Origin of the sequence: Sphingomonas sp. TF3, assembly GCF_003985085.1 — a bacterium.
Classification (GTDB): domain Bacteria; phylum Pseudomonadota; class Alphaproteobacteria; order Sphingomonadales; family Sphingomonadaceae; genus Sphingomonas.
The window spans coordinates 185134-204657 of record NZ_RWKS01000001.1; the positions used below are offsets into that span (position 1 = coordinate 185134).

The 19524-nt window shown below is 64.0% G+C and carries 16 protein-coding genes and 1 tRNA gene; 12 read left to right on the top strand and 5 right to left on the bottom strand.

The annotated features are described in order from the left end of the window. Positions 1 to 10: 10 nt before the first annotated feature. Positions 11 to 1537 (bottom strand): acyl-CoA carboxylase subunit beta, encoded by a 1527-nt coding sequence (locus EJC47_RS00820; protein ID WP_126845097.1) that lies wholly within the window; start codon positions 1535 to 1537, stop codon positions 11 to 13. Positions 1538 to 1654: 117 nt separating this feature from the next. Between EJC47_RS00820 and acs the strand changes: the two genes are divergently transcribed. Both acs and EJC47_RS00830 read left to right on the top strand, forming a co-directional pair. Continuing rightward, positions 1655 to 3595 carry an acetate--CoA ligase gene (gene acs / locus EJC47_RS00825; protein WP_126845098.1) on the top strand — a complete coding sequence of 647 codons (1941 nt, stop codon included), beginning with the start codon at positions 1655 to 1657 and terminating at the stop codon, positions 3593 to 3595. 75 nt (positions 3596 to 3670) lie between these two features. Then, positions 3671 to 5713 (top strand): M13 family metallopeptidase, encoded by a 2043-nt coding sequence (locus EJC47_RS00830; RefSeq protein ID WP_126845099.1) that lies wholly within the window; start codon positions 3671 to 3673, stop codon positions 5711 to 5713. A gap of 46 nt (positions 5714 to 5759) precedes the next feature. Here the strand turns inward: EJC47_RS00830 and gorA are convergent, their stop codons facing one another. Genes gorA through pgi form a run of 3 tightly spaced genes read right to left on the bottom strand, consistent with a single transcriptional unit; the run spans position 5760 to position 9000 of the window. Then, positions 5760 to 7115, bottom strand: coding sequence for a glutathione-disulfide reductase (gene gorA / locus EJC47_RS00835; RefSeq protein ID WP_126845100.1), 1356 nt, complete (start codon positions 7113 to 7115; stop codon positions 5760 to 5762). Positions 7116 to 7135: 20 nt separating this feature from the next. Next, positions 7136 to 7510: a DUF4174 domain-containing protein gene (locus EJC47_RS00840; protein ID WP_126845101.1), complete on the bottom strand. Its 375-nt coding sequence runs from the start codon at positions 7508 to 7510 to the stop codon at positions 7136 to 7138. Next, the gene (gene pgi / locus EJC47_RS00845) at positions 7510 to 9000 is read right to left on the bottom strand and encodes a glucose-6-phosphate isomerase (protein ID WP_126845102.1); all 1491 of its coding nucleotides are present in this window, start codon (positions 8998 to 9000) and stop codon (positions 7510 to 7512) included. The genes EJC47_RS00840 and pgi overlap by 1 nt, the downstream gene beginning before the upstream one ends. Before the next feature lie 116 nt (positions 9001 to 9116). Here pgi and lepB point away from each other — a divergent pair, with 116 nt between their 5' ends. The 5 genes from lepB (at position 9117) to EJC47_RS00870 (ending at position 12963) form a co-directional block, all read left to right on the top strand. Continuing rightward, the gene (lepB, locus tag EJC47_RS00850) at positions 9117 to 9926 is read left to right on the top strand and encodes a signal peptidase I (RefSeq protein ID WP_033964547.1); all 810 of its coding nucleotides are present in this window, start codon (positions 9117 to 9119) and stop codon (positions 9924 to 9926) included. Continuing rightward, complete coding sequence (gene rnc, locus EJC47_RS00855; protein ID WP_409574460.1) at positions 9875 to 10588, top strand: ribonuclease III; 714 nt, start codon at positions 9875 to 9877, stop codon at positions 10586 to 10588. The genes lepB and rnc overlap by 52 nt, the downstream gene beginning before the upstream one ends. 109 nt (positions 10589 to 10697) lie before the next feature. Beyond that, complete coding sequence (locus tag EJC47_RS00860; RefSeq protein ID WP_126845103.1) at positions 10698 to 11090, top strand: GIY-YIG nuclease family protein; 393 nt, start codon at positions 10698 to 10700, stop codon at positions 11088 to 11090. Next, positions 11087 to 11992, top strand: coding sequence for a GTPase Era (gene era, locus EJC47_RS00865; protein ID WP_126845104.1), 906 nt, complete (start codon positions 11087 to 11089; stop codon positions 11990 to 11992). Before EJC47_RS00860 ends, era begins: the two co-directional genes overlap by 4 nt. Then, the gene (locus tag EJC47_RS00870; protein WP_033964549.1) at positions 11989 to 12963 is read left to right on the top strand and encodes a carbon-nitrogen hydrolase family protein; all 975 of its coding nucleotides are present in this window, start codon (positions 11989 to 11991) and stop codon (positions 12961 to 12963) included. The genes era and EJC47_RS00870 overlap by 4 nt, the downstream gene beginning before the upstream one ends. Positions 12964 to 12967: 4 nt before the next feature. Here EJC47_RS00870 and EJC47_RS00875 read toward each other — a convergent pair whose 3' ends face one another. Next, positions 12968 to 13675 (bottom strand): NAD-dependent deacylase, encoded by a 708-nt coding sequence (locus EJC47_RS00875; RefSeq protein WP_126845216.1) that lies wholly within the window; start codon positions 13673 to 13675, stop codon positions 12968 to 12970. A gap of 203 nt (positions 13676 to 13878) precedes the next feature. On the opposite strand from EJC47_RS00875, the gene EJC47_RS00880 reads away from it, so the two are divergent. From EJC47_RS00880 to EJC47_RS00900, 5 genes are all read left to right on the top strand, one after another. Next, on the top strand, positions 13879 to 15747 hold the full coding sequence (locus tag EJC47_RS00880; protein WP_126845105.1) for a methyl-accepting chemotaxis protein: 1869 nt from the start codon (positions 13879 to 13881) through the stop codon (positions 15745 to 15747). Between the two features lie 118 nt (positions 15748 to 15865). After that, the gene (locus EJC47_RS00885) at positions 15866 to 17509 is read left to right on the top strand and encodes an alginate export family protein (protein WP_126845106.1); all 1644 of its coding nucleotides are present in this window, start codon (positions 15866 to 15868) and stop codon (positions 17507 to 17509) included. A gap of 106 nt (positions 17510 to 17615) precedes the next feature. Then, a complete protein-coding gene (dapB, locus tag EJC47_RS00890; RefSeq protein ID WP_126845107.1) occupies positions 17616 to 18344 on the top strand; it encodes a 4-hydroxy-tetrahydrodipicolinate reductase in 729 nt (242 codons plus the stop codon). Continuing rightward, positions 18341 to 19003 (top strand): endonuclease III, encoded by a 663-nt coding sequence (nth, locus tag EJC47_RS00895; protein WP_126845108.1) that lies wholly within the window; start codon positions 18341 to 18343, stop codon positions 19001 to 19003. Before dapB ends, nth begins: the two co-directional genes overlap by 4 nt. Before the next feature lie 87 nt (positions 19004 to 19090). Next, positions 19091 to 19167: transfer RNA gene (locus tag EJC47_RS00900), tRNA-Arg, on the top strand. The last annotated feature ends 357 nt before the right edge of the window (positions 19168 to 19524 follow it).

Consider the following 19524-nt stretch of genomic DNA (forward strand, 5'->3'; position numbering starts at 1 on the left):
CAAGATCCCCTCACAGCGGGATATTATCGTGCTTCTTCCACGGGTTCTCCAACTGCTTGCCGCGCAGCTTGCGCAAGCCCAGCGCGATGCGGCGGCGGGTCGAGTGCGGCTGGATCACCTCGTCGATGAACCCCTTGCTCGCCGCCACAAACGGGTTCGCGAAGCGCGCCTCATACTGTGCGGTCTGCTCGGCAATTTCCTCGGGCGTGCGGCCGCGAAAGATGATTTCGACCGCACCTTTCGCGCCCATCACCGCGATCTCGGCGGTCGGCCAGGCGTAATTGAGGTCGCCGCGCAAATGCTTCGAGGCCATCACGTCATACGCCCCGCCATAAGCCTTGCGCGTGATGACGGTGATCTTGGGCACGGTCGCTTCGGCATACGCGAACAGCAGCTTCGCGCCGTGCTTGATGATGCCGTTCAGCTCCTGCGCGGTGCCCGGCAGGAATCCCGGCACGTCGACAAAGGTGACGATCGGGATTTCGAAGGCATCGCAGAAGCGCACGAACCGCGCCGCCTTCTTGGACGAATTGATGTCGAGGCACCCGGCCAGCACCATCGGCTGGTTGGCGACGAAGCCGACCGTGCGCCCCTCGATCCGCCCGAAGCCGATAATGATGTTCGCGGCATGGGTCGGCTGAACCTCGAAGAAGTCGCCCTCATCGACGGTCTTTCGGATCAGCTCGTGCATGTCATAGGGCTGGTTGGCCGACGCTGGCACCAGCGTGTCGAGCGACGCCTCGATCCGGTCCCATGGGTCCGACGAGGGACGTTCGGGTGCGCCTTCGCGGTTGGAGGCGGGCAGGAAATCGATGAAGTCGCGCGCCGCCAGCAACGCCTCGATATCGTTTTCGAACGCGACATCGGCCACGCCGGATTTGGTGGTGTGCGTCACCGCGCCGCCCAATTCCTCCTGCGTGACGATTTCGTTGGTCACCGTCTTCACCACATCGGGCCCGGTGACGAACATGTAGGACGAATCCTTCACCATGAAGATGAAGTCGGTCATCGCCGGGGAATAGACCGCGCCGCCCGCGCACGGCCCCATGATGAGGCTGATCTGCGGCACCACGCCGCTCGCCAAAACATTCCGCTGAAACACCTCGGCATAGCCGCCAAGCGAAGCGACGCCTTCCTGGATGCGCGCGCCGCCGCTGTCGTTGAGGCCGATCACGGGTGCCCCGACCTTCAGCGCCATGTCCATGATCTTGCAGATCTTCTGCGCATGGCGTTCCGACAGCGAACCGCCGAACACCGTGAAATCCTGGCTGAACACGAACACCAGCCGACCGTTGATCGTGCCCGATCCGGTGACGACGCCATCGCCCGGAATCTTTTGATCGGCCATGCCGAAATCGACGCAATTATGTTCGACATACATATCAAGCTCTTCGAACGAGCCTTCGTCGAGAAGCACATCGAGCCGCTCGCGCGCGGTGAGCTTGCCCTTGGCATGTTGCGCAGCGATGCGTTTCTCGCCCCCGCCCATGCGAGCGGCTTCACGTTTACGTTCCAGTTCGGCGATGGTCGAGGACATGGTCACTCCCTAAAACCCGTTGTGCGCTCTTTTCGCGGTTTGGCGACGGAACGCAACCCATGCACCCTTGCCAAGCACCAGCAGGGAACGGCAAATGCGCGCCCATAGGAGACCAAGATGTCCGAGCAGGAGCTTTATCCCGTCCCGCCCGAATGGGCCGCCCACGCCCGCATCGATGCGGACGGCTATGACCTGCTTTATGGCCGTAGCCTGGCCGATCCCGGCAGCTTCTGGCTCGACCAGGCCAAGCGGCTCGACTGGATCAAGCGCCCGGAGATCGCTGGCGATTGGTCGTTCGACAAAACCGATTTCCACATCCGCTGGTTCGCCGACGGCAAATTGAACGTCGCCGCCAATTGCCTGGACCGGCATCTTGCAAAACGCGGCGGCGACACCGCCTTACTCTGGGAACCCGACGAACCCACGGAGGAACCGCGCAGCTTCACCTATGCCGAGCTTCATCGCGAAGTCTGCGTCTTTGCCAATGTGCTCAAGGCGCAAGGGGTCGCCAAGGGCGACCGTGTCACCATCTATCTGCCGATGATCCCCGAGGCAGCATTCGCAGTGCTGGCCTGCGCGCGGATCGGGGCGATCCATTCGGTGGTGTTCGCTGGCTTTTCACCCGAGGCGCTGGCCGGGCGGATCGAGGATTGCGGATCGAGCATCGTCATCACCGCCGACGAAGGGCGGCGCGGCGGCAAGCGTGTGCCGCTGAAAGCCAATGTCGATGCCGCCGCCGCGCACGCGCCCGGCCTCAAGACCGTCATCGTGGTCGCCGCAACGGGTGCCGCCGTGCCGTTCGAACCGACACGCGATGTCTGGTATCACGAAGCGCGCGACGGCGTGCCCGCCCTTTGCCCGCCCGAGCCGATGGGGGCCGAGGACCCGCTGTTCATCCTCTATACCTCGGGCAGCACCGGCCAGCCCAAGGGTGTAATGCACACCAGCGGCGGCTATCTGCTGTGGGCCAGCCTGACCCACGAACTGTGCTTCGATTATCGCCCTGGCGATGTGTGGTGGTGCGCGGCGGATATCGGCTGGGTGACCGGCCACAGCTACATTCTGTACGGCCCACTCGCCAATGGCGCGACGACGCTGATGTTCGAAGGCGTGCCCAATTGGCCCGATGCCAGCCGCATCTGGCAAGTGGTCGATCGCCACAAGGTCCACACGATCTTCACCGCCCCGACCGCGCTCCGCGCGCTGATGAAGGATGGCGATGATTTTGTGGCCCGGACCGATCGCAGCTCGCTCAAGCTGCTTGGCACCGTCGGCGAACCGATCAACCCCGAAGCATGGCGCTGGTATCACGAAGTCGTCGGCGGCGGACGCTGCCCGATCATCGACACCTGGTGGCAGACCGAGACCGGCGGCGCGATGATTGCCCCCATGCCCGGTGCGACCGCGCTGAAACCCGGTTCGGCGACCAAGCCGATGCCCGGCGTTGACCCGCAACTCGTCAACCCGGAAGGCGAGGTGCTGAGCGGCGCGACCGAGGGCAATCTCGTCATCGCGCGGAGCTGGCCGGGGCAGATGCGCGGTGTGTGGGGCGATCGCGAACGCTTCTTCCAGACCTATTTCACGACCTATCCCGGCAAATATACCACGGGTGACGGCGCGCGGCGCGATGCCGATGGCTATTGGTGGATCACCGGCCGGGTCGATGACGTGATCAACGTCTCGGGGCACCGCATGGGCACCGCCGAGGTCGAAAGCGCGCTGGTGCTGCACCCCGAAGTGGCCGAGGCCGCCGTCGTCGGCATGCCACACGATATCAAGGGCCAGGGCATTTACGCCTATGTCACGCTCAATTCAGGGAACACCCCGTCCGAGGCGTTGCGCAAGGAGCTGATCGGCTGGGTCCGCAAGGAAATCGGCCCGATCGCCGCGCCCGACAAGCTGCAATTCGCGCCGGGCCTGCCCAAGACGCGTTCGGGCAAGATCATGCGCCGCATCCTGCGCAAGATCGCCGAGGGCGACGTGTCGAGCCTGGGCGATACGAGCACGCTCGCCGATCCGTCGGTGGTCGATGATCTGGTGGCGAACCGCGTGGCCTGACGCGCAGGCACGTGTTGCGGAGCCCCCACCCCACTGTTATGGTCGAGCATAACACAGGTTTTAGGGGGCTCCTTCATGCGTACATCCACCTTCGCCCGGCTCGCCGCCGCGGCCGCCATCGTCGCGCTCGCGGCACCCACGCTCGCCAAGGATGCCAAGAGCGGGCCGCGCTACGGCACCTTCGGCGTCGATCTGACGACGCAGAACAAGGCGATCAAGCCGGGCGACGATTTCTGGACCTTCGCCAATGGGGCGTGGGACAAGCGCACGCAGATCGCCGCAGATCGCACCTCGGCCGGCTATTGGGTGGTGATCAGCGACGAAGCCGAGCAGCATGTCCGCGACATCCTGACCGATCTTGCCGCCAATCCCTCAAGCTTTGGTGCATCGGGCAAGCAGATCGGCGATCTCTATGCGAGCTGGATGGACCAGGCCGCGATCGATGCGCACGGCACCGCGCCGCTCCAGCCCTATCTCGCCAAGATCGCCGCCGTGCAGGACAAGGCCGCGTTGCAGACGCTGTTCGCCAGCGTCGGCTATGCCTCGCCGGTCGAGCTCGGCCAGTTGCCCAACCCGTCCGACCCGACACGCTATGTCGCTGCCGCCAGCCAGGGTGGGCTTGGCATGGGCGGGCGCGATTATTACCTGCTCGAAGGCGCGAAATATGACGGCTTCCGCAAGGCGTATCGCGACTATGTGATCCAGATGCAGACGCTGGCGGGCATCCCCGATGCCGCGACCAAGGCCGATGCGATCATCGCGCTCGAAACCGCGATGGCCAAGGAGCAGTGGAGCCCCGAGCGCCAGCGCAATCTGATGGAAATGTTCAAGCCGATGGACCGCGCGGGCATGAAAGCGCTCGCGCCGCAGTTCGACTGGGATTTGATGCTGAAGACCGCCGGGCTCGACAGCATCCCGACCGTAATCATGGCGACCAGTACCGCGCTGACCGCCAATGGCAAATTGCTCGATTCGGTGCCGCTGCAGACGTGGAAGGACTGGGTCGCGTTCCGCTTCGTCAGCGATCACGCGCAATTCCTGCCCAAGGCGTTCGACGATGCGAGCTTCGCCTTTTACGGCAAGACGCTGCGCGACCAGCCGACCCAGCGCGACCGCTGGAAGCGCGGGGTTGCCCTCGTCAACGGTGGCCTGGGCGAGGCAGTCGGCCAGATCTACGTCGCGCGCTATTTCCCGCCCGAGAGCGAGGCCAAAATGGGCGAGCTGATCGGCGATCTGCGCGGCGCGCTGGGCGAACGGCTCAAGGCGAATAGCTGGATGGACGCCAAGACCAAGGCTGCGGCCCTTGCCAAGCTCGACAAGTTCGACCCGCGCATCGGCCACCCGGTCAAATATATCGACTATGCCAGCCTCAAGGTGGATCGCGGCGATCTGCTCGGCAATGCGGTGCGTAGCGGGGAATTCCAGCATCAGCTCGATCTCGACCGGCTGACCAAGCCCGTCGATCGCAGCCTGTGGGACATGACCCCGCAGACGGTGAACGCCTATTACAATCCGCTCTCGAACCAGATCACCTTCCCCGCCGCCATCCTGCAGCCGCCCTTCTTCGATCCCAAGGCCGATGCTGCGGTCAATTACGGCGCGATCGGCGCGGTGATCGGGCATGAGATCGGCCATGGCTTTGACGATCAGGGCAGCCTGTTCGACGGGACCGGCAAGATCAGCAACTGGTGGACTCCCGAATCCAAAAAGGCCTTCGCCGCGCGCACCGCCGTGCTCGGCAAGCAATATGACGGCTATGAACCGATCCCCGGCACGCACATCAAGGGATCGCTCACCATGGGCGAGAATATCGGCGATCTGGGCGGCGTGGAAATGGCCTATGCCGCCTATCAGCGCTATCAGGCGAAGCACGGCAAGGCACCCGTGATCGGCGGGCTGACCGGCGACCAGCGCTTCTTCCTCGCCTGGGCGCAGGTCTGGCAGGAGAAGGACCGCGAAGGCGCGCTACGCCAGCAATTGCTGACCAATGCGCACAGCCCGGCCTTCTTCCGCGTCAACGGCGTCGTGCGCAATGTCGACGCCTGGTACACCGCGTTCAACGTGAAGCCCGGCGACAAACTGTACCTCGCCCCCGCCGACCGGGTGCACATCTGGTAAGCTGAAAGATGGATCGCCCTTCCCGCTGCTTGGGAGGGGCGATCGATTACCGCAGCAGTACCAGTTCCTCCGCCATCGACGGATGCAGTGCGACCGTCTGGTCGAAGGCATCCTTGGTCAACCCGGCCTTCACCGCGACCGCCGCCGCCTGCAAGATCTCGGGTGCATCGGGGCCGATCATGTGCAGCCCCAGCACCACGCCGGACTCGGCATGGCACACCATCTTGTACAGCGCGCGTTCGTTGCGGCCGGCCAGCACATTCTTCATCGGGCGGAAGTCTGAGGTATAGACTTTGACCGAGCCGAACTTGTTCTTCGCCTGCGCCTCGGTCAGGCCGACGCCCGCCATCGGCGGGTGGCTGAACACCGCGCTCGGGATATTCTCGTAATCGACTTGGGTAGGCTTGTTGCCAAACAGCGTATCCGCAAACGCTTGCCCTTCGCGGATCGCGACCGGGGTCAGTTGCACGCGATTGGTCACGTCGCCCACGGCATAGATGCTGTCACAGCTCGATTTGTTGTCCGCATCGACCACGATCGCGCCCTTGTCGTCCAGCGCGACACCCGCCGCCGCCAGGCCAAGCCCTTCGGTATTGGGGGTGCGCCCGGTCGCGAACAACACGCAATCGACTTCGATCGGCTCGTGGTTGGTCATCGACACGAGCAGGCTGCCATCGGCTTGCTTCTCGATGCCGCGGAACGCCGCGTTGAAACGGAAGTCGAGCCCCTTCATCATCGAAATCTGCAACAAGCGGTCGCGGATCGACTCGTCATAGCCGCGCAGGATGACGTCGCTGCGGTTGATCAACGTCACCTTTGCGCCGAATTCGTTGAAGATGCCGGCAAATTCATTGGCGATATAGCCCGCGCCCGCGATCAGGATGCGCTTGGGCACGGCGTCGAGATGGAACACTTCGTTCGAGGTGATGCCGAGCTCGTGCCCCGGGCATTCCGGCACCACCGGCGTCGCGCCAACCGCGATCAGAATGTATTTCGCGGTCACTTCGCGCCCGTCGCCCAGCCGCACGCTGTGCGGCCCGGTCACTTCCGCACGATCAAGGATGATGTCGACGCCATTGTTGTTGAGCGTGGCGGTATAGGCACCGTTGATGCGGCTGACCTCTTCCATCACATTGTCACGCAGCCGCACCCAGTCGAAGCCGAGATTGTCGGGCACGTCCCAGCCGAAGCGCCTGGCGTCCTTCAGATCCTCGGCGAAGTGCGCGCCGTAAACGAGTAGCTTCTTGGGCACGCAGCCGCGGATGACGCAGGTGCCGCCGACGCGATATTCCTCGGCCACCGCCACCTTCGCGCCATGCGCCGCGGCGACGCGCGACGCGCGCGTGCCGCCCGAACCGGCACCGATGACAAAAAGGTCGTAATCATAAGAAGCGGTGGTCATCGAAGGCTCCGTAAGGGAATTCAGCGCAAGCCCGCGCGGCGCATCGGCATGGCGTCGATCGCGGCGATCAAGGTTGCGGGGGTTATCGGATCGGTCTGGCGCAGGGCGTCATGCCCGTCCTTGCCGATCAACAGGACAGTGAAATGGTCGCGGGGCAGCGACCAAAGCTGGCGCAACGCCGCCGCACGATCGCGCGCGCCCGTTACATGGTCCGCCATGATGGTGACGATCACGACGTCGCGCGCGGCGAGCGGCTCCTGGCTTGCGGCAAGCGCAGCGACCTGCTGCTGCGCTTGCCGATCGGTTCCGGCGGGTGCAGCGATGACGAGCAATCGGTGGTGATGACGCATCTCCACCACCGATTGGGTCATCAACGCCAGCGCCGCCAGCAACATCAGCCGAACGCGCGCTTGATCAGGTCGGTGGTCGACACATCGAACTCCTGCCCGCCCGCATCAGCGGCCTTGGCCATTTCCTTGCCCAACTCGACGCCGAACTGGTCGAACGGATTGATGCCGAGCAGCACGCCGTTCACGAACACACGCTGTTCGTAAAAGGCGATCAGCGCGCCGAGCGTGCGCGCGTCGAGCACTTCGAGCAGGATCGTCGAGGACGGCCGATCTCCCGAATAGCAGCGCGCGAGATCGTCATTCGGACGCCCCTTCATCAGCGCCGCCCCTTGCGCAAAGGCGTTGAGCAGCAACTGGCGGTGATGCTCCTCGGCCAGCGTATCGCCCGGCTCGATCACCGCGACGAATTCGACCGGCACCAGATGCGTGCCCTGATGCAGCAACTGGAACACGGCATGCTGCGCATCGGTGCCGACCCCGCCCCAGGTGATCGCAGCACTGGGCCGGCCAAGCGGCGTGCCGTCGATCGTCACGCCCTTGCCGTTCGATTCCATCTCGAGCTGCTGGAGATAGGATGGCAGCAAGCGCAGCCGCTCGTCATAAGCGAAGGTCGCGCGCGTCTCGGCGTGGCGCACTTGCGTGTAATACAGGTCGGCAAAGGCCGCGAGCGCGGGCGCATTCTGGCTGAGCGAGGTCTGGCGGAAGTGGCGGTCCATTTCGCCCGCACCATCGAGCATGTCCTGGAAATTATCCCATCCAAGCGCGAGCGCCGCCGGGAAGCCGATCGACGACCACAGCGAATACCGCCCGCCGACCGAATCCGCGAAAGGCAGCACGCGAGTTTCGTCGACGCCCCATTCGACCGCCTTGTCGGGGTCAGCGGTCAGCGCGACGACACGGCCATAGACATCGTCCACCCCGGCCTCACCCATCCACTGCAGCACCGATTCGGCGTTGGTCAGCGTTTCCTTGGTGGTGAAGGTCTTCGACGCGATGACGAGCAGCGTGGCGGTCGGATCGAACTTCTTGAACACCTCTTCCAGTGCCGCACCGTCGATGTTGGAGACGATCGCGACGTCGTAGCGGCTGTCTTCGCGCCCCAGCGCGTCGATCAGCAGATCGGGCCCAAGTGCCGATCCGCCGATGCCCACGTGCAGCACATGGCGAATCGGCCCGAGCGCCTCGCCCTCGATCGCGTCGATCAACGCGCGCATGCGCGCGTGCAGCACCCGGGCCTGGGCGACATCGTCGACACTGCCTTCGCCACGCTCGGCGACATGGGTGACGGCGCGGCCTTCGGTGGTGTTGATAATCTCGCCCGCGAACAGCGCCTCGCGCTTGCCCGCCAGGTCCTGCGCCTTGGCCAGCGCCTCGAACGCGGCCACCGCTTGCGCCGTCAAATGCGTCTTCGACCAGTCGAAATGCAGACCCGCCACATCGACGCTGAAGGCCGCCAGCCGGTTGGGGTCTTCGGCGAACAGGGTTTCCAGGCGCGGCGCGGGCAAGGCTTCGATCGCGGTCCAGTCGGCAGGCATTAGGGCACCTCTTTGGTCAATGGGGGCGGGGGGAGGGTCCGCCTTAGATTGCCCTAGCGCCGCGCGGTTACAACCGCCAGCTTGACGCGACACCGGAGCCGCACCAAACCGCGCGCATGGCCGACCCCACCTCCCCCGCCCGCAAATCCGAAACGCGCGAGACGCTCGTCTTCTTGCTGAAGCTCGCGGTGATCGTATTCGTGTTCCGCAGCTTCGTGTTCGCGCCGTTCAGCATCCCGTCGCAATCGATGCTGCCGCGATTGTACATTGGCGACTATCTGTTCGTGTCGAAATGGAATTACGGCTATTCGCGCTGGTCGCTGCCGTGGGGCGTTCCGCTGATCCCGGGCCGCATCCTTGGGCGCGATCCGGCACGCGGCGACGTGGTGGTGTTTCGCGGCCCGCCCGGAGAGGATCACGATGTCATCAAGCGCGTGATCGGCCTGCCCGGCGACACCATCCAGATGCGCCACGGCCAGGTGATTCTCAACGGCACGCCCGTACCCAAGGTCCGTGTCGCCGATTTCACCATCCCGCTCAGCCCGAATTATCCCGGCGGCAGCGAATGCCCGAGTGAGTTCGAGGACAGCCTGAACGGCACCCCGATCTGCCGCTATCAGCAATTCCGCGAGACGCTGCCGAACGGCAAAAGCTACAACGTGCTCGACCGGGGCGAGCAGCCCAATGCCGATGAGACTGGCGTCTATGCCGTCCCCGCCGGGCATATCTTCGTGATGGGCGACAATCGCGACGACAGCGGCGACAGCCGCTTCGATCCGCCCGAAGGCATGGGCATGGTGCCGATGGAGCGCGTCGAAGGCAAGGCAGTCTTGTCGTTCTTCTCGACCGATGGTTCGGCCAACTGGTTCCTGCCATGGACGTGGTTTTCGGCGGCGCGCTGGAGCCGGATCGGGGCAGGTTTTTGAGCAACACGCTGCACGACTGGCTGACCGCGGCGCTGGGCCACGCCCCGCTCGACCTGATACCGTTCGAACGCGCGCTGACGCATGGCAGTCAGGCCGCAGCGAATTATGAGCGGCTCGAATTTCTGGGCGACCGCGTGCTCGGGCTGGTGATGGCCGAATGGCTGTTCGAGCTGTTCCCGGGCGAGCCCGAGGGTGCCTTGTCCAAGCGACTGAATGCGCTGGTGACGGGCGCGGTCTGCGCCGATGTCGCACGCGGCCTTGGCGTCGCCGCGCAGCTCCGCCTCGGCAAGCAAGCGCGCGACGATGGCGCGGCCGACAGCGACAATGTGCTGGGCGACGTGATGGAGGCATTGATCGGTGCCTTATACCTCGAAGCGGGGCTGGACGGCGCGCGCCGTGCGATCCGCAAGATCTGGGCGGACCGCCCCAGCCGCCAGATCGCCGCCCCGCAACACCCCAAATCCGCGCTGCAGGAATGGGCCGCCGCGCACAATCGCAAGACGCCGGCTTATGACGTGGTCGAGCGCTCCGGCCCCCACCACGCCCCGCGCTTCCGCGTAAAGGCCACGCTCGGCACGTTTGCCGAAGCCGAAGCCGAAGGCAGCTCCAAACAGGAAGCCGAAACGGCGGCGGCGGCGGCGTTGCTCGCCAAATTGCGCTAAGCGCGCGACAGGTTCAGGGCGAACGGTGTATGGGGGGCGGACGGTATCGTTACTTCCGTTCGCCCTGAGCCTGTCGAAGGGCACCTTCCCACACGGGCGAGGCTGACATATGGCGTTCTGGGCCTATCTCTTGCGCTGTTCCGACGGTAGCTTCTACACCGGCCATACCGAAGCGCTTGAACATCGCATCGGCCAGCATCAGTCCGGCCAGATCCCCGGCTACACGCACACCCGCCGCCCGGTGACCCTGGTTTGGAGCCAGGACTTCCCCTCTCGCCTCGAAGCGCTGGAGGCAGAGCGCCAGATCAAGGGGTGGAGCCGCGCCAAGAAACAGGCACTGATCGCTGGCGATTGGGAACGGCTTTCCTTACTGGCACGGAATCGCCAAGATACGAGCAGCACTTCGACAGGCTCAGGGCGAACGGAATTGGCGGGCGATGTCTCCCGTACCGTTCGCCCTGAGCCTGTCGAAGCGCCCGCACTACCCAAGGACCATCAATGACTGACCCCACCCCCCAACATTGCGGCCTCGTTGCCATTCTCGGCGCGCCCAATGCGGGCAAATCCACCTTGGTCAATGCGCTGGTCGGGCAGAAGGTGGCGATCGTCAGCCCCAAGGCGCAGACCACGCGCGTGCGGCTGATGGGCGTCGCGATCGAGGGCGACACGCAGCTCCTGCTGGTCGACACGCCCGGCATCTTCGAGCCCAAGCGGCGGCTCGATCGCGCCATGGTGCAGGCGGCCTGGGGCGGTGCCGAAGGGGCCGACGTGCTCGCGCTGGTGGTCGATGCCAAAGGCGGGCTCGGCGCGAAGGTCACCGATATTGCCGAAGCAATCAAGGACCGCCGCGAACCCAAATACCTCATCCTCAACAAGGTCGATCTGGCCGACAAGGGCAAGCTGCTGCTGCATGCCGAGAAATTGACCGGCATGGTCGATTTCGCCGAGACCTTCTTCGTCAGCGCGGCGACCGGCGACGGCCTGCCCGAACTGAAGGCGCACCTCGCCAAGGCGATGCCCGAGGGCCCATGGCATTTCCCCGAGGATCAGGTATCCGACGCAAGCGAGCGCAGCCTCGCCTCCGAAGTGACGCGCGAGCAGCTCTATCTCCAGCTCCACGCCGAACTGCCTTATGCCTCGGCGATCGAGACCGAACAGTATAAGGAGCGCGAGGACGGCTCGGTCGAGATCCACCAGCAGATTTTGGTCGAGCGCCCGACGCAACGCGCGATCGTGCTCGGCAAGGGCGGCGCGCGCATCAAGGAAATCGGCGCGCGCGCGCGGGCGGAACTCAGCGAGATCATGGGCCGCCCGGTCCATCTCTATCTGCACGTAAAGGTGCGCCCCGGCTGGGACGACGAACGCGACGTCTATCGCGAAATGGGGCTGGACTGGGTGGAATGAGCAAGACCGTGAAGGCGGCGCTGGTCCAGGCCGCCCCTATCCCGCTGGCAATCGGCGACGGCATCACCGCCCTGCTCGATCACGTTGCCGATGCCGCCGATATCGGCGCACAGTTGGTCGCGTTCGGCGAGACGTTTCTCGGGGGCTATCCGATCTGGCTGGATGAAGCGCCCAATGCGGCCTTGTGGGATCATCGCGGGACACAGGCATTGCATGCGATCCTGCTCGACCAGGCGCTGCGCCCCGACGATCCGCGCCTGGAACCGCTGCAGCAATTGGTCGATGCAGCCAATATTCTCGTTTCCGTCGGCGCGCATGAACGGGTGCGCTCGAGCCTGACCAACACCCAATATCTCTTCCGCCCGGGCTTGCCGCCGCTGCTCCATCGCAAGCTGGTGCCGACGCATGGCGAACGCATGATCTGGGGCCGGGGCGACGGCTCGACGCTCGATGTGCATCAAGCACCGTGGGGCACCGTCGGATCGCTGATCTGCTGGGAGCATTGGATGCCACTTGCGCGGGCAGCGATGCACCATGCGGGCGAAGCCGTGCATGTCGCGGCGTGGCCGACGGTGCGCCCGATGTACCGCGTCGCCTCGCAGCATTATGCGTTTGAGGGGCGTTGCTTCGTGCTTGCGGCCGGGCTGGTTCAGCACCGGCGCGATTTGCTGGACGGGCTCGACCGGGTCGGCGGCGATGCAGATGCGCGCGACCTGATCCTCGGCATCGCCGATACCCAACTGCAATCGGGCGGGAGTTGCATCATCGCGCCCGACGGGACACTGCTTGCCGAAACCGGCGCGGATCCCGACCTGTTGATCGCCGAGCTGGATCTCGATGCAATCGGGCGCGGGCTGACCGCGCTCGATACCGATGGCCATTATGCCCGGCCCGACGTCTTCGAATTGCGGGTCGATCGTCGGCCCCGGCTGGGCGTGGCCGATGCCGAGGACGGATTCGCGCAGGGCTGAACGTTCAGGAAAGGCTCGTCAGCAGCGCATCGACCCAGGCTGGCACCAATTCTCCCGCGGGGCCGAGCCGGGTTTCGTGAAAATAGCCGCTGCCCGCCGACCGCTCCAGGTTCAGTTCCAGCGTCCGCGCGCCCGCATAGCGCGCACCCTGCACAAAACCGGCGGCGGGATACACCGCGCCCGACGTACCAATCGAAACGAACAGGTCAGCCTCCCCCAGCGCGCGCTCGATCCGGTCCATCGCATAGGGCATTTCCCCGAAGAATACGATGTCGGGACGCAGCGCCAGCCTCCCGCACGCGCCGCACGGTGCCCCGGGCGGCAGAGCCGTTACCCAGCGCACACGCGCGCCGCAGGCGGCACAAAGGGCCGATTGCAATTCGCCATGCATATGCACCAACCGCGCAGCGCCCGCGCGCTTATGCAAATCATCGACATTTTGCGTGACGATCAACAGTTCGCCACGCCACGCCGCATCGAGCCGCGCGAGCGCGACATGCGCCGCATTGGGGACAACAGCCGACAGCGCGGCGCGGCGTGCATCATAAAACCGATGGACCAAAGCCGGATCGGCGGCGAGCGCATGAGGCGTACATACATCCTCGACGCGGTGCCCCTCCCACAAGCCGCCAGGACCGCGAAACGTGGCAATTCCACTTTCGGCCGAAACACCGGCACCGGTCAGGATCACAAGGTTGTGCGCGTCGAACATTAGACCACGCATAACTTAATCCTCGTCCCCGTGCCACGTCCGGTACCGTCATTCGACAAGATCCGTCCGTCGCCTCGGACAACAGAAGCGACTGCACTTATATATAGTTAATATTTAAATAATTATTACAAAACGTTCTGCCGACACGATGCTCACTATTCCGACGCTCTACAATATAAAAAAATGAGCGATTGGATTTTAGAATGAACTTTCTTGCCCAAGTTAAAATCGGTAAACGATTGCTTATCATTGGCGCAGCATCACTGGCCGGTCTTTCGCTCGTATTGATCTTGTCGGTAAATCAGCTGAATTCGGCTTTGCGACAGGGCTTTAACGAGCGCACCAAGCAGACCCTTGAAGTGGCCTATAGCCAACTTCAGCGCTTCCAGGCCGAGGAAAAAGCCGGCCGGATGACGCACGATCAGGCTCAAGCCACTGCAAAAGAAGCGATCCGGACGATGCGCTTCGGCAAGGACAGCTATTTTTTCATCCTCGACACCAATTACAAGATGATCCTGCATCCGGTGAAGCCCGAGAAACAGGGCAAGATGGTCCGTGACGAAAAGGATGCCGACGGAAGAACGCACTATCAAACGATGGTCGAGGTCGCGACATCGCCTGCGGCTGCCGGCTTTGTCGATTATAATTTCAAGCTTCCCGATGGTTCGGGTTCAAAGCCGAAAATCTCGTATGTGCGCCTGTTCAAGCCGTGGGGCTGGGTGATTGCCACCGGCGTGTTCAACTCCGAGATCAACGAGGCCGTTTCCCGCTCGGCGTGGAACCTGGCGATCGTAGTGGTCCTGGTTCTTGCCGCGCTCGCCGCCGTAATCCTTACGATCAGCAATTCGATTACGGGACCGCTCAAGCATATCACCGCTCGCATGGGGAGCCTCGCCGACGGCGATACCCAGGCCGAAATCCCGGGCACGGAACGCGGTGACGAACTGGGCGGGATGGCGCGTGCGCTGCTCGTGTTCCGCGACAACGCCATTGCCAAGTCGTTTGCAGAAGCGGTCCAGGCCAAGTCGGACGCCGACCAAAAGGCGATCGTGTCGCTCCTTTCGGAGAAGCTGGAAGCTCTGTCCGAGGGCGACCTCACCAGCACGCTGCAGGACGGTGTTCCCGCCGACTATGTCGCGCTGAGCAACAACTTCAACACCGCGCTTTCCAACCTGCGCGATTTGATCGGCGTCCTCGCCGAGGGCTCGATGCGGATCGAAACCGGTTCGCATGAAATCGCGGCCGCCTCGGACGACCTCGCCCGGCGCACCGAGAGCAATGCTGCAAGCCTGGAACAGACGTCCGCAGCGCTTTCGCAAATGAACAGCCGCCTCCGCTCCAGCGCCGAAGCCGCAGACCGTACCGTCAATTCCGCGCAGCAAGCGATCGGCGTGGTCGGGTCGGGTCGATCGACCGCCGAACAAGCGACCGCCGCGATGATCCGCGTTTCCGATAGCGCGCGCGGCATCGACAGCGTCATCGAAGGTCTCGACAAGATCGCCTTCCAGACCCGCGTTCTCGCCATGAATGCGGCGGTGGAAGCTGGCCGGGCGGGTGAAGCCGGGCGCGGTTTTGCGGTGGTCGCCGATCTGGTTTCCGCACTGGCGATGCGCGCAGAGGAAGAGGCACGCCGCGCCCGCGAACAATTGACCGCGACGCAGACCGATATCGTTGTCGCAGTCGATGCCGTTAAGAATGTCGATAGCGTGCTGCAGCAGATCAGCGGCAGCGTCGAGCAAGTCCACGAGTTCGTCGAATCGATGGCGAACGACAACCGCGCTCAGTCGTCGACGATCAGCGAAATCGCCTCCGCCGTGAATGCGATGGACCACTCCACCCAACAGAATGCTGCCATGGTCGAACAAACCTCGGCCGCCGCGCGCAATCTGGCTGGTGAAGTTGCCACGCTCAGCCGCCAATCGGCCCGCTTCAATGTCGGCTCGACCTCGCCGACCAGTATGCCAAAGCCGGTGGCCATTGCAGCGCGCGCGCGGCCAAGTGGGAAAATCTCCCCGCCGCCGCTTGCCGCCCGCACACCGACCGCCGCCAACGCCGACTGGGCAAGCTTCTAACTCCCGAGCGGGGTGACCTGCGAAGGCCACCCCAAACACCGCTCCCTCCACGACACCACCGCTCCGCGCCCCGTTTGGGACGCCTGGCGGAGCCTTGCCAACAAGATCGAGGATCATCATGCGCATCTCCCGTTCCGGTTTCGCCATTGGCGTTTCGCTGCTTTCCCTTGTCACCGCGTCGGGCGCAGCCCACGCCGCACCGGATGCTTCGGCTTCGCCGAGCGCGCCCGCCGCCAGCCCGTCGCCAACCTCCGAAGCGAGCAGCACCAAGCCGACCGCCGTAGCCAGCGCCGCCAAGACAGCGCAGCAAGCCAATGTCGACCCCAACCGGCCAGTACCGCCCGCACAACGGTCGACCCCGCCGAGTGAAGCAACCGAGCAGCGCGCGCCCGCCAACCCGTCGGTGCGCACTTATCCGCGTCAGGCCGACGGCCATGGCATCATGCTGGGTGGCTATAACGCCTCGCGATGGGCCGAAGATTGGCGCGTGATGCGGGACCCTAAGAAGCGCAAGGATATCCTCGATCGCCTCAAATACATCCCGATCGACGACCAGGGCAAAATCTACATCACGCTGTCGGGCGAGGTGCGCTATCGCATCAACGACTATTCGGAGCCCAATCTGGTAAAATCGGGATATCGGCTGGAGGAGCAGACGCGTCTGGTCGGCGGTGCCGATGTCCATATCGGTCCCGTGCGTTTCTACGGCGAACTCGGCCATGGTGGGTTGAGCGGGTACAATTACGGCGTGGCACCGGCAAAATCGCGCGACGCCCTCATCGCCCAGCAATTCTTCGGGGAGATCAGCGGGACGATCGGCAATTTCGGCCTCGGCGTGCGCTATGGCCGTCAGGAATTTACCGATGGCCCCTCCAATCTGGTGTCGCAAAAGGACAACAACACCATCCATACCTCGGTGCAGGGTCTGCGCACCTGGGGTCAGACCGGTAACGTCCGCGCCGATTTCTTCGATTTCAAGCAAGTCACGCTCGGCACGCACGGGCTGAGCGACGACGTCGCCGATGACAAGACGCGCTTCTCGGGCGCGACCTTCGGCCTGGTGCTCGCCAATTCCAAGACCCGCAAGCTGTTCTTCGATCCGTTCGCCTGGCGCGAGCGCAACGATTCGCTGAAATGGGGTCGTGTCACCGGGCGCGAAGTGCGCAACTATTACGGCGCACGCTTGTGGGGCAGCCTCGATCAGTTGACCCTCGATTGGACGGTCGATCATCAAAGTGGCAGCTTTGCCGGGCGCGACATCAGCGCGTGGAACGCCTTCATCGCGCAGACCTATGTCATCAACCCCAAAAACTGGAAGCCAAAGGTCGGCATCCATTTCGACTTTGGCGAAGGCGGTGGCAGCTATGGCAGCGGTACGCTTCATGTCGCCAAGGCCCCGTTTGCGGGGACGATCGCCTATAGCTATCAGGGGGCGCTCAACTTCACCAACCTGTTCCAGGCGTCGCCCAACCTCACGGTCTCACCCTTTAAAAAGCTGGATCTGACGACCGAATATCAACACAGCTGGCGGGTCAGCCCGCACGACGCGATCTACCGCGGAGCGGGCACCCCTTATACCGGCAGCGAAACCCTTCCCGGTAATAATGTTGGCGACGCGATCCGCCTTCAGGCGACGTTGAAGGTTACGCGTCGGCTGTCGATCGTCGGGCGCTATGAATATTTCATTCCGGGCCCGATCCTTGACCAGCTCGGCTATGTCAATTCCCACTATCTGGCCAGTTGGATAAGCTACCGCTTCTGACCAACGGCCGGGCCCTTCGCTAGTCCCGCCGTTTCGACCAATTCCGGCATGGCGTCGGCGGCTCTGCTTCGGTAGAGCCGCCACGCAGCAAATCGGGAGACGTGCGATGACCGCGATCGGGATTATCGGCAGCGCGGGCCGAATGGGTCAGGCGCTTGCCGCCGCTGTGCCCGACCTGGGGGCGACCTTGGCTGGCGGAATCGACGCGGGCGGCGACCCCGTCGCACTGGCGCTCGCTGCCGACGTGCTGGTCGATTTTTCGACACCGGCGGCGCTGGAACGCACGCTTGCCGCCGCCCGGCAAGCGCGCACCCCGATCCTGATCGGTACCACCGGCCTTGCGCCTGCCCATCACGCGCTGATCGACGCCGCCGCTGCCGAAATCGCGGTGTTGCAAACGGGCAATGTCTCGCTCGGTGTCACCTTGCTCGCCAAATTGGTGCGCGAAGCGGCGTCGAGGCTGGGGCCCGATTGGGACATTGAAATCGCCGAGATGCACCATCGCCACAAGGTCGACGCCCCCTCTGGCACCGCCCTGCTGCTCGGCGACGCCGCCGCCGCCGGGCGCGGTATCACCCTTGCCGAAGCGCGCGTGGCGGACCGTGCCGGGCTGACCGGCGCTCGCTCCGAAGGGACGATCGGCTTTGCCAGCCTGCGCGGCGGATCGGTTGCGGGCGATCATCTGGTGATCTTTGCCGGCGAGGGCGAGCGGATTGAGATTGGGCACCGCGCCGAAAACAGAGCGATTTTCGCGCGCGGTGCCATCACCGCCGCGCTGTGGCTCGCCGAGCAAGGCGCCGGACGCTACAGCATGGACCAGGTGCTGGGGGTTTGAAAAAAGCCGACGTCGTCGAATTTTATGCCCGGCTGGCGGCGGACAATCCCCATCCGGAAACCGAGCTGGAGGCCGGCAACCCTTTCCAGTTGGTCGTCGCGGTCGCGCTGTCGGCACAGGCGACCGATATCGGCGTCAACAAGGCCACCAGGCGGCTGTTCGAACAGGTGAAGACGCCCGCGCAAATGGTTGCGCTTGGCGAGGACGGGCTGAAGGAGCACATCAAGACGATCGGCCTGTTCAACACCAAGGCCAAGAATGTGATCGCCTTGTCGCAGCGCCTGATCGATGTTTACGGTGGCGAGGTGCCCGCCGATCGCGACGCGCTGGAAACGCTGCCCGGTGTCGGGCGCAAGACCGCCAATGTCGTGATGAACGTCGCCTTCGGGGCCGAGACGTTCGCGGTCGACACGCATATCTTCCGCGTCGGAAACCGTACCGGTCTGGCGCGCGGCAAAACGCCGCTGGCGGTCGAACTGAAGCTCGACAAGGCGACCCCGCAACCGTTTCGGCTGCACGCGCATCACTGGCTGATCCTGCACGGCCGATATGTCTGCAAGGCCCGCACCCCCGAATGCTGGCGGTGCGTCGTCCGCGACCTGTGCGCGTACAAGCCCAAGACGACAGCACCAAAGCGTGGCGCGACAGAAGCGACGTGACACGCATATGATGGCGCTGTGCCGGTCATGCCAGACCGCAGGTAGGGACTGGCGCAGCGCGATTGGCTTTGCTAGGCGAAGGATCAGGCACCCGTAGCTCAGCTGGATAGAGCGCTGCCCTCCGAAGGCAGAGGCCACTGGTTCGAATCCAGTCGGGTGCACCATAAAATCAATGATTTAGCTGAATGTCGCAGTGGCCGTACGGGAAACGTACGGAAACATCATCGGACGGAATGCGACTAATGAACGCGCGCCGGGACGATTCTTCGTGCGCAGCCCAGTGCAACGCACGCGCGGCCTGCCCCCTACCGATCGAATACGAATTCGCGAGGGAGCTTAGATTTCGCCCTATCTATACAGCTTCACGTCAGAATTTTGCCAATGGTTGCCGACGCCCCCCACATTCCTCCCCAAACTTTGGGCGATATTTAATGGAGCGTCACGACAGGATTTGCGATTGCTATGGCGCGAAACAACCGAACGAGCGGCGGGTTGCGAGACGGGGTGGGCGACCCGAACAG

Coding starts and splice junctions, on each gene's coding strand:
- EJC47_RS00820 (WP_126845097.1), bottom strand. CDS start 1,537: ATGTCCTCGACCATCGCCGAACTGGAACGTAAACGTGAAGCCGCTCGC.
- acs (WP_126845098.1), top strand. CDS start 1,655: ATGTCCGAGCAGGAGCTTTATCCCGTCCCGCCCGAATGGGCCGCCCAC.
- EJC47_RS00830 (WP_126845099.1), top strand. CDS start 3,671: ATGCGTACATCCACCTTCGCCCGGCTCGCCGCCGCGGCCGCCATCGTC.
- gorA (WP_126845100.1), bottom strand. CDS start 7,115: ATGACCACCGCTTCTTATGATTACGACCTTTTTGTCATCGGTGCCGGT.
- EJC47_RS00840 (WP_126845101.1), bottom strand. CDS start 7,510: ATGTTGCTGGCGGCGCTGGCGTTGATGACCCAATCGGTGGTGGAGATG.
- pgi (WP_126845102.1), bottom strand. CDS start 9,000: ATGCCTGCCGACTGGACCGCGATCGAAGCCTTGCCCGCGCCGCGCCTG.
- lepB (WP_033964547.1), top strand. CDS start 9,117: ATGGCCGACCCCACCTCCCCCGCCCGCAAATCCGAAACGCGCGAGACG.
- rnc (WP_409574460.1), top strand. CDS start 9,875: ATGGACGTGGTTTTCGGCGGCGCGCTGGAGCCGGATCGGGGCAGGTTT.
- EJC47_RS00860 (WP_126845103.1), top strand. CDS start 10,698: ATGGCGTTCTGGGCCTATCTCTTGCGCTGTTCCGACGGTAGCTTCTAC.
- era (WP_126845104.1), top strand. CDS start 11,087: ATGACTGACCCCACCCCCCAACATTGCGGCCTCGTTGCCATTCTCGGC.
- EJC47_RS00870 (WP_033964549.1), top strand. CDS start 11,989: ATGAGCAAGACCGTGAAGGCGGCGCTGGTCCAGGCCGCCCCTATCCCG.
- EJC47_RS00875 (WP_126845216.1), bottom strand. CDS start 13,675: ATGTTCGACGCGCACAACCTTGTGATCCTGACCGGTGCCGGTGTTTCG.
- EJC47_RS00880 (WP_126845105.1), top strand. CDS start 13,879: ATGAACTTTCTTGCCCAAGTTAAAATCGGTAAACGATTGCTTATCATT.
- EJC47_RS00885 (WP_126845106.1), top strand. CDS start 15,866: ATGCGCATCTCCCGTTCCGGTTTCGCCATTGGCGTTTCGCTGCTTTCC.
- dapB (WP_126845107.1), top strand. CDS start 17,616: ATGACCGCGATCGGGATTATCGGCAGCGCGGGCCGAATGGGTCAGGCG.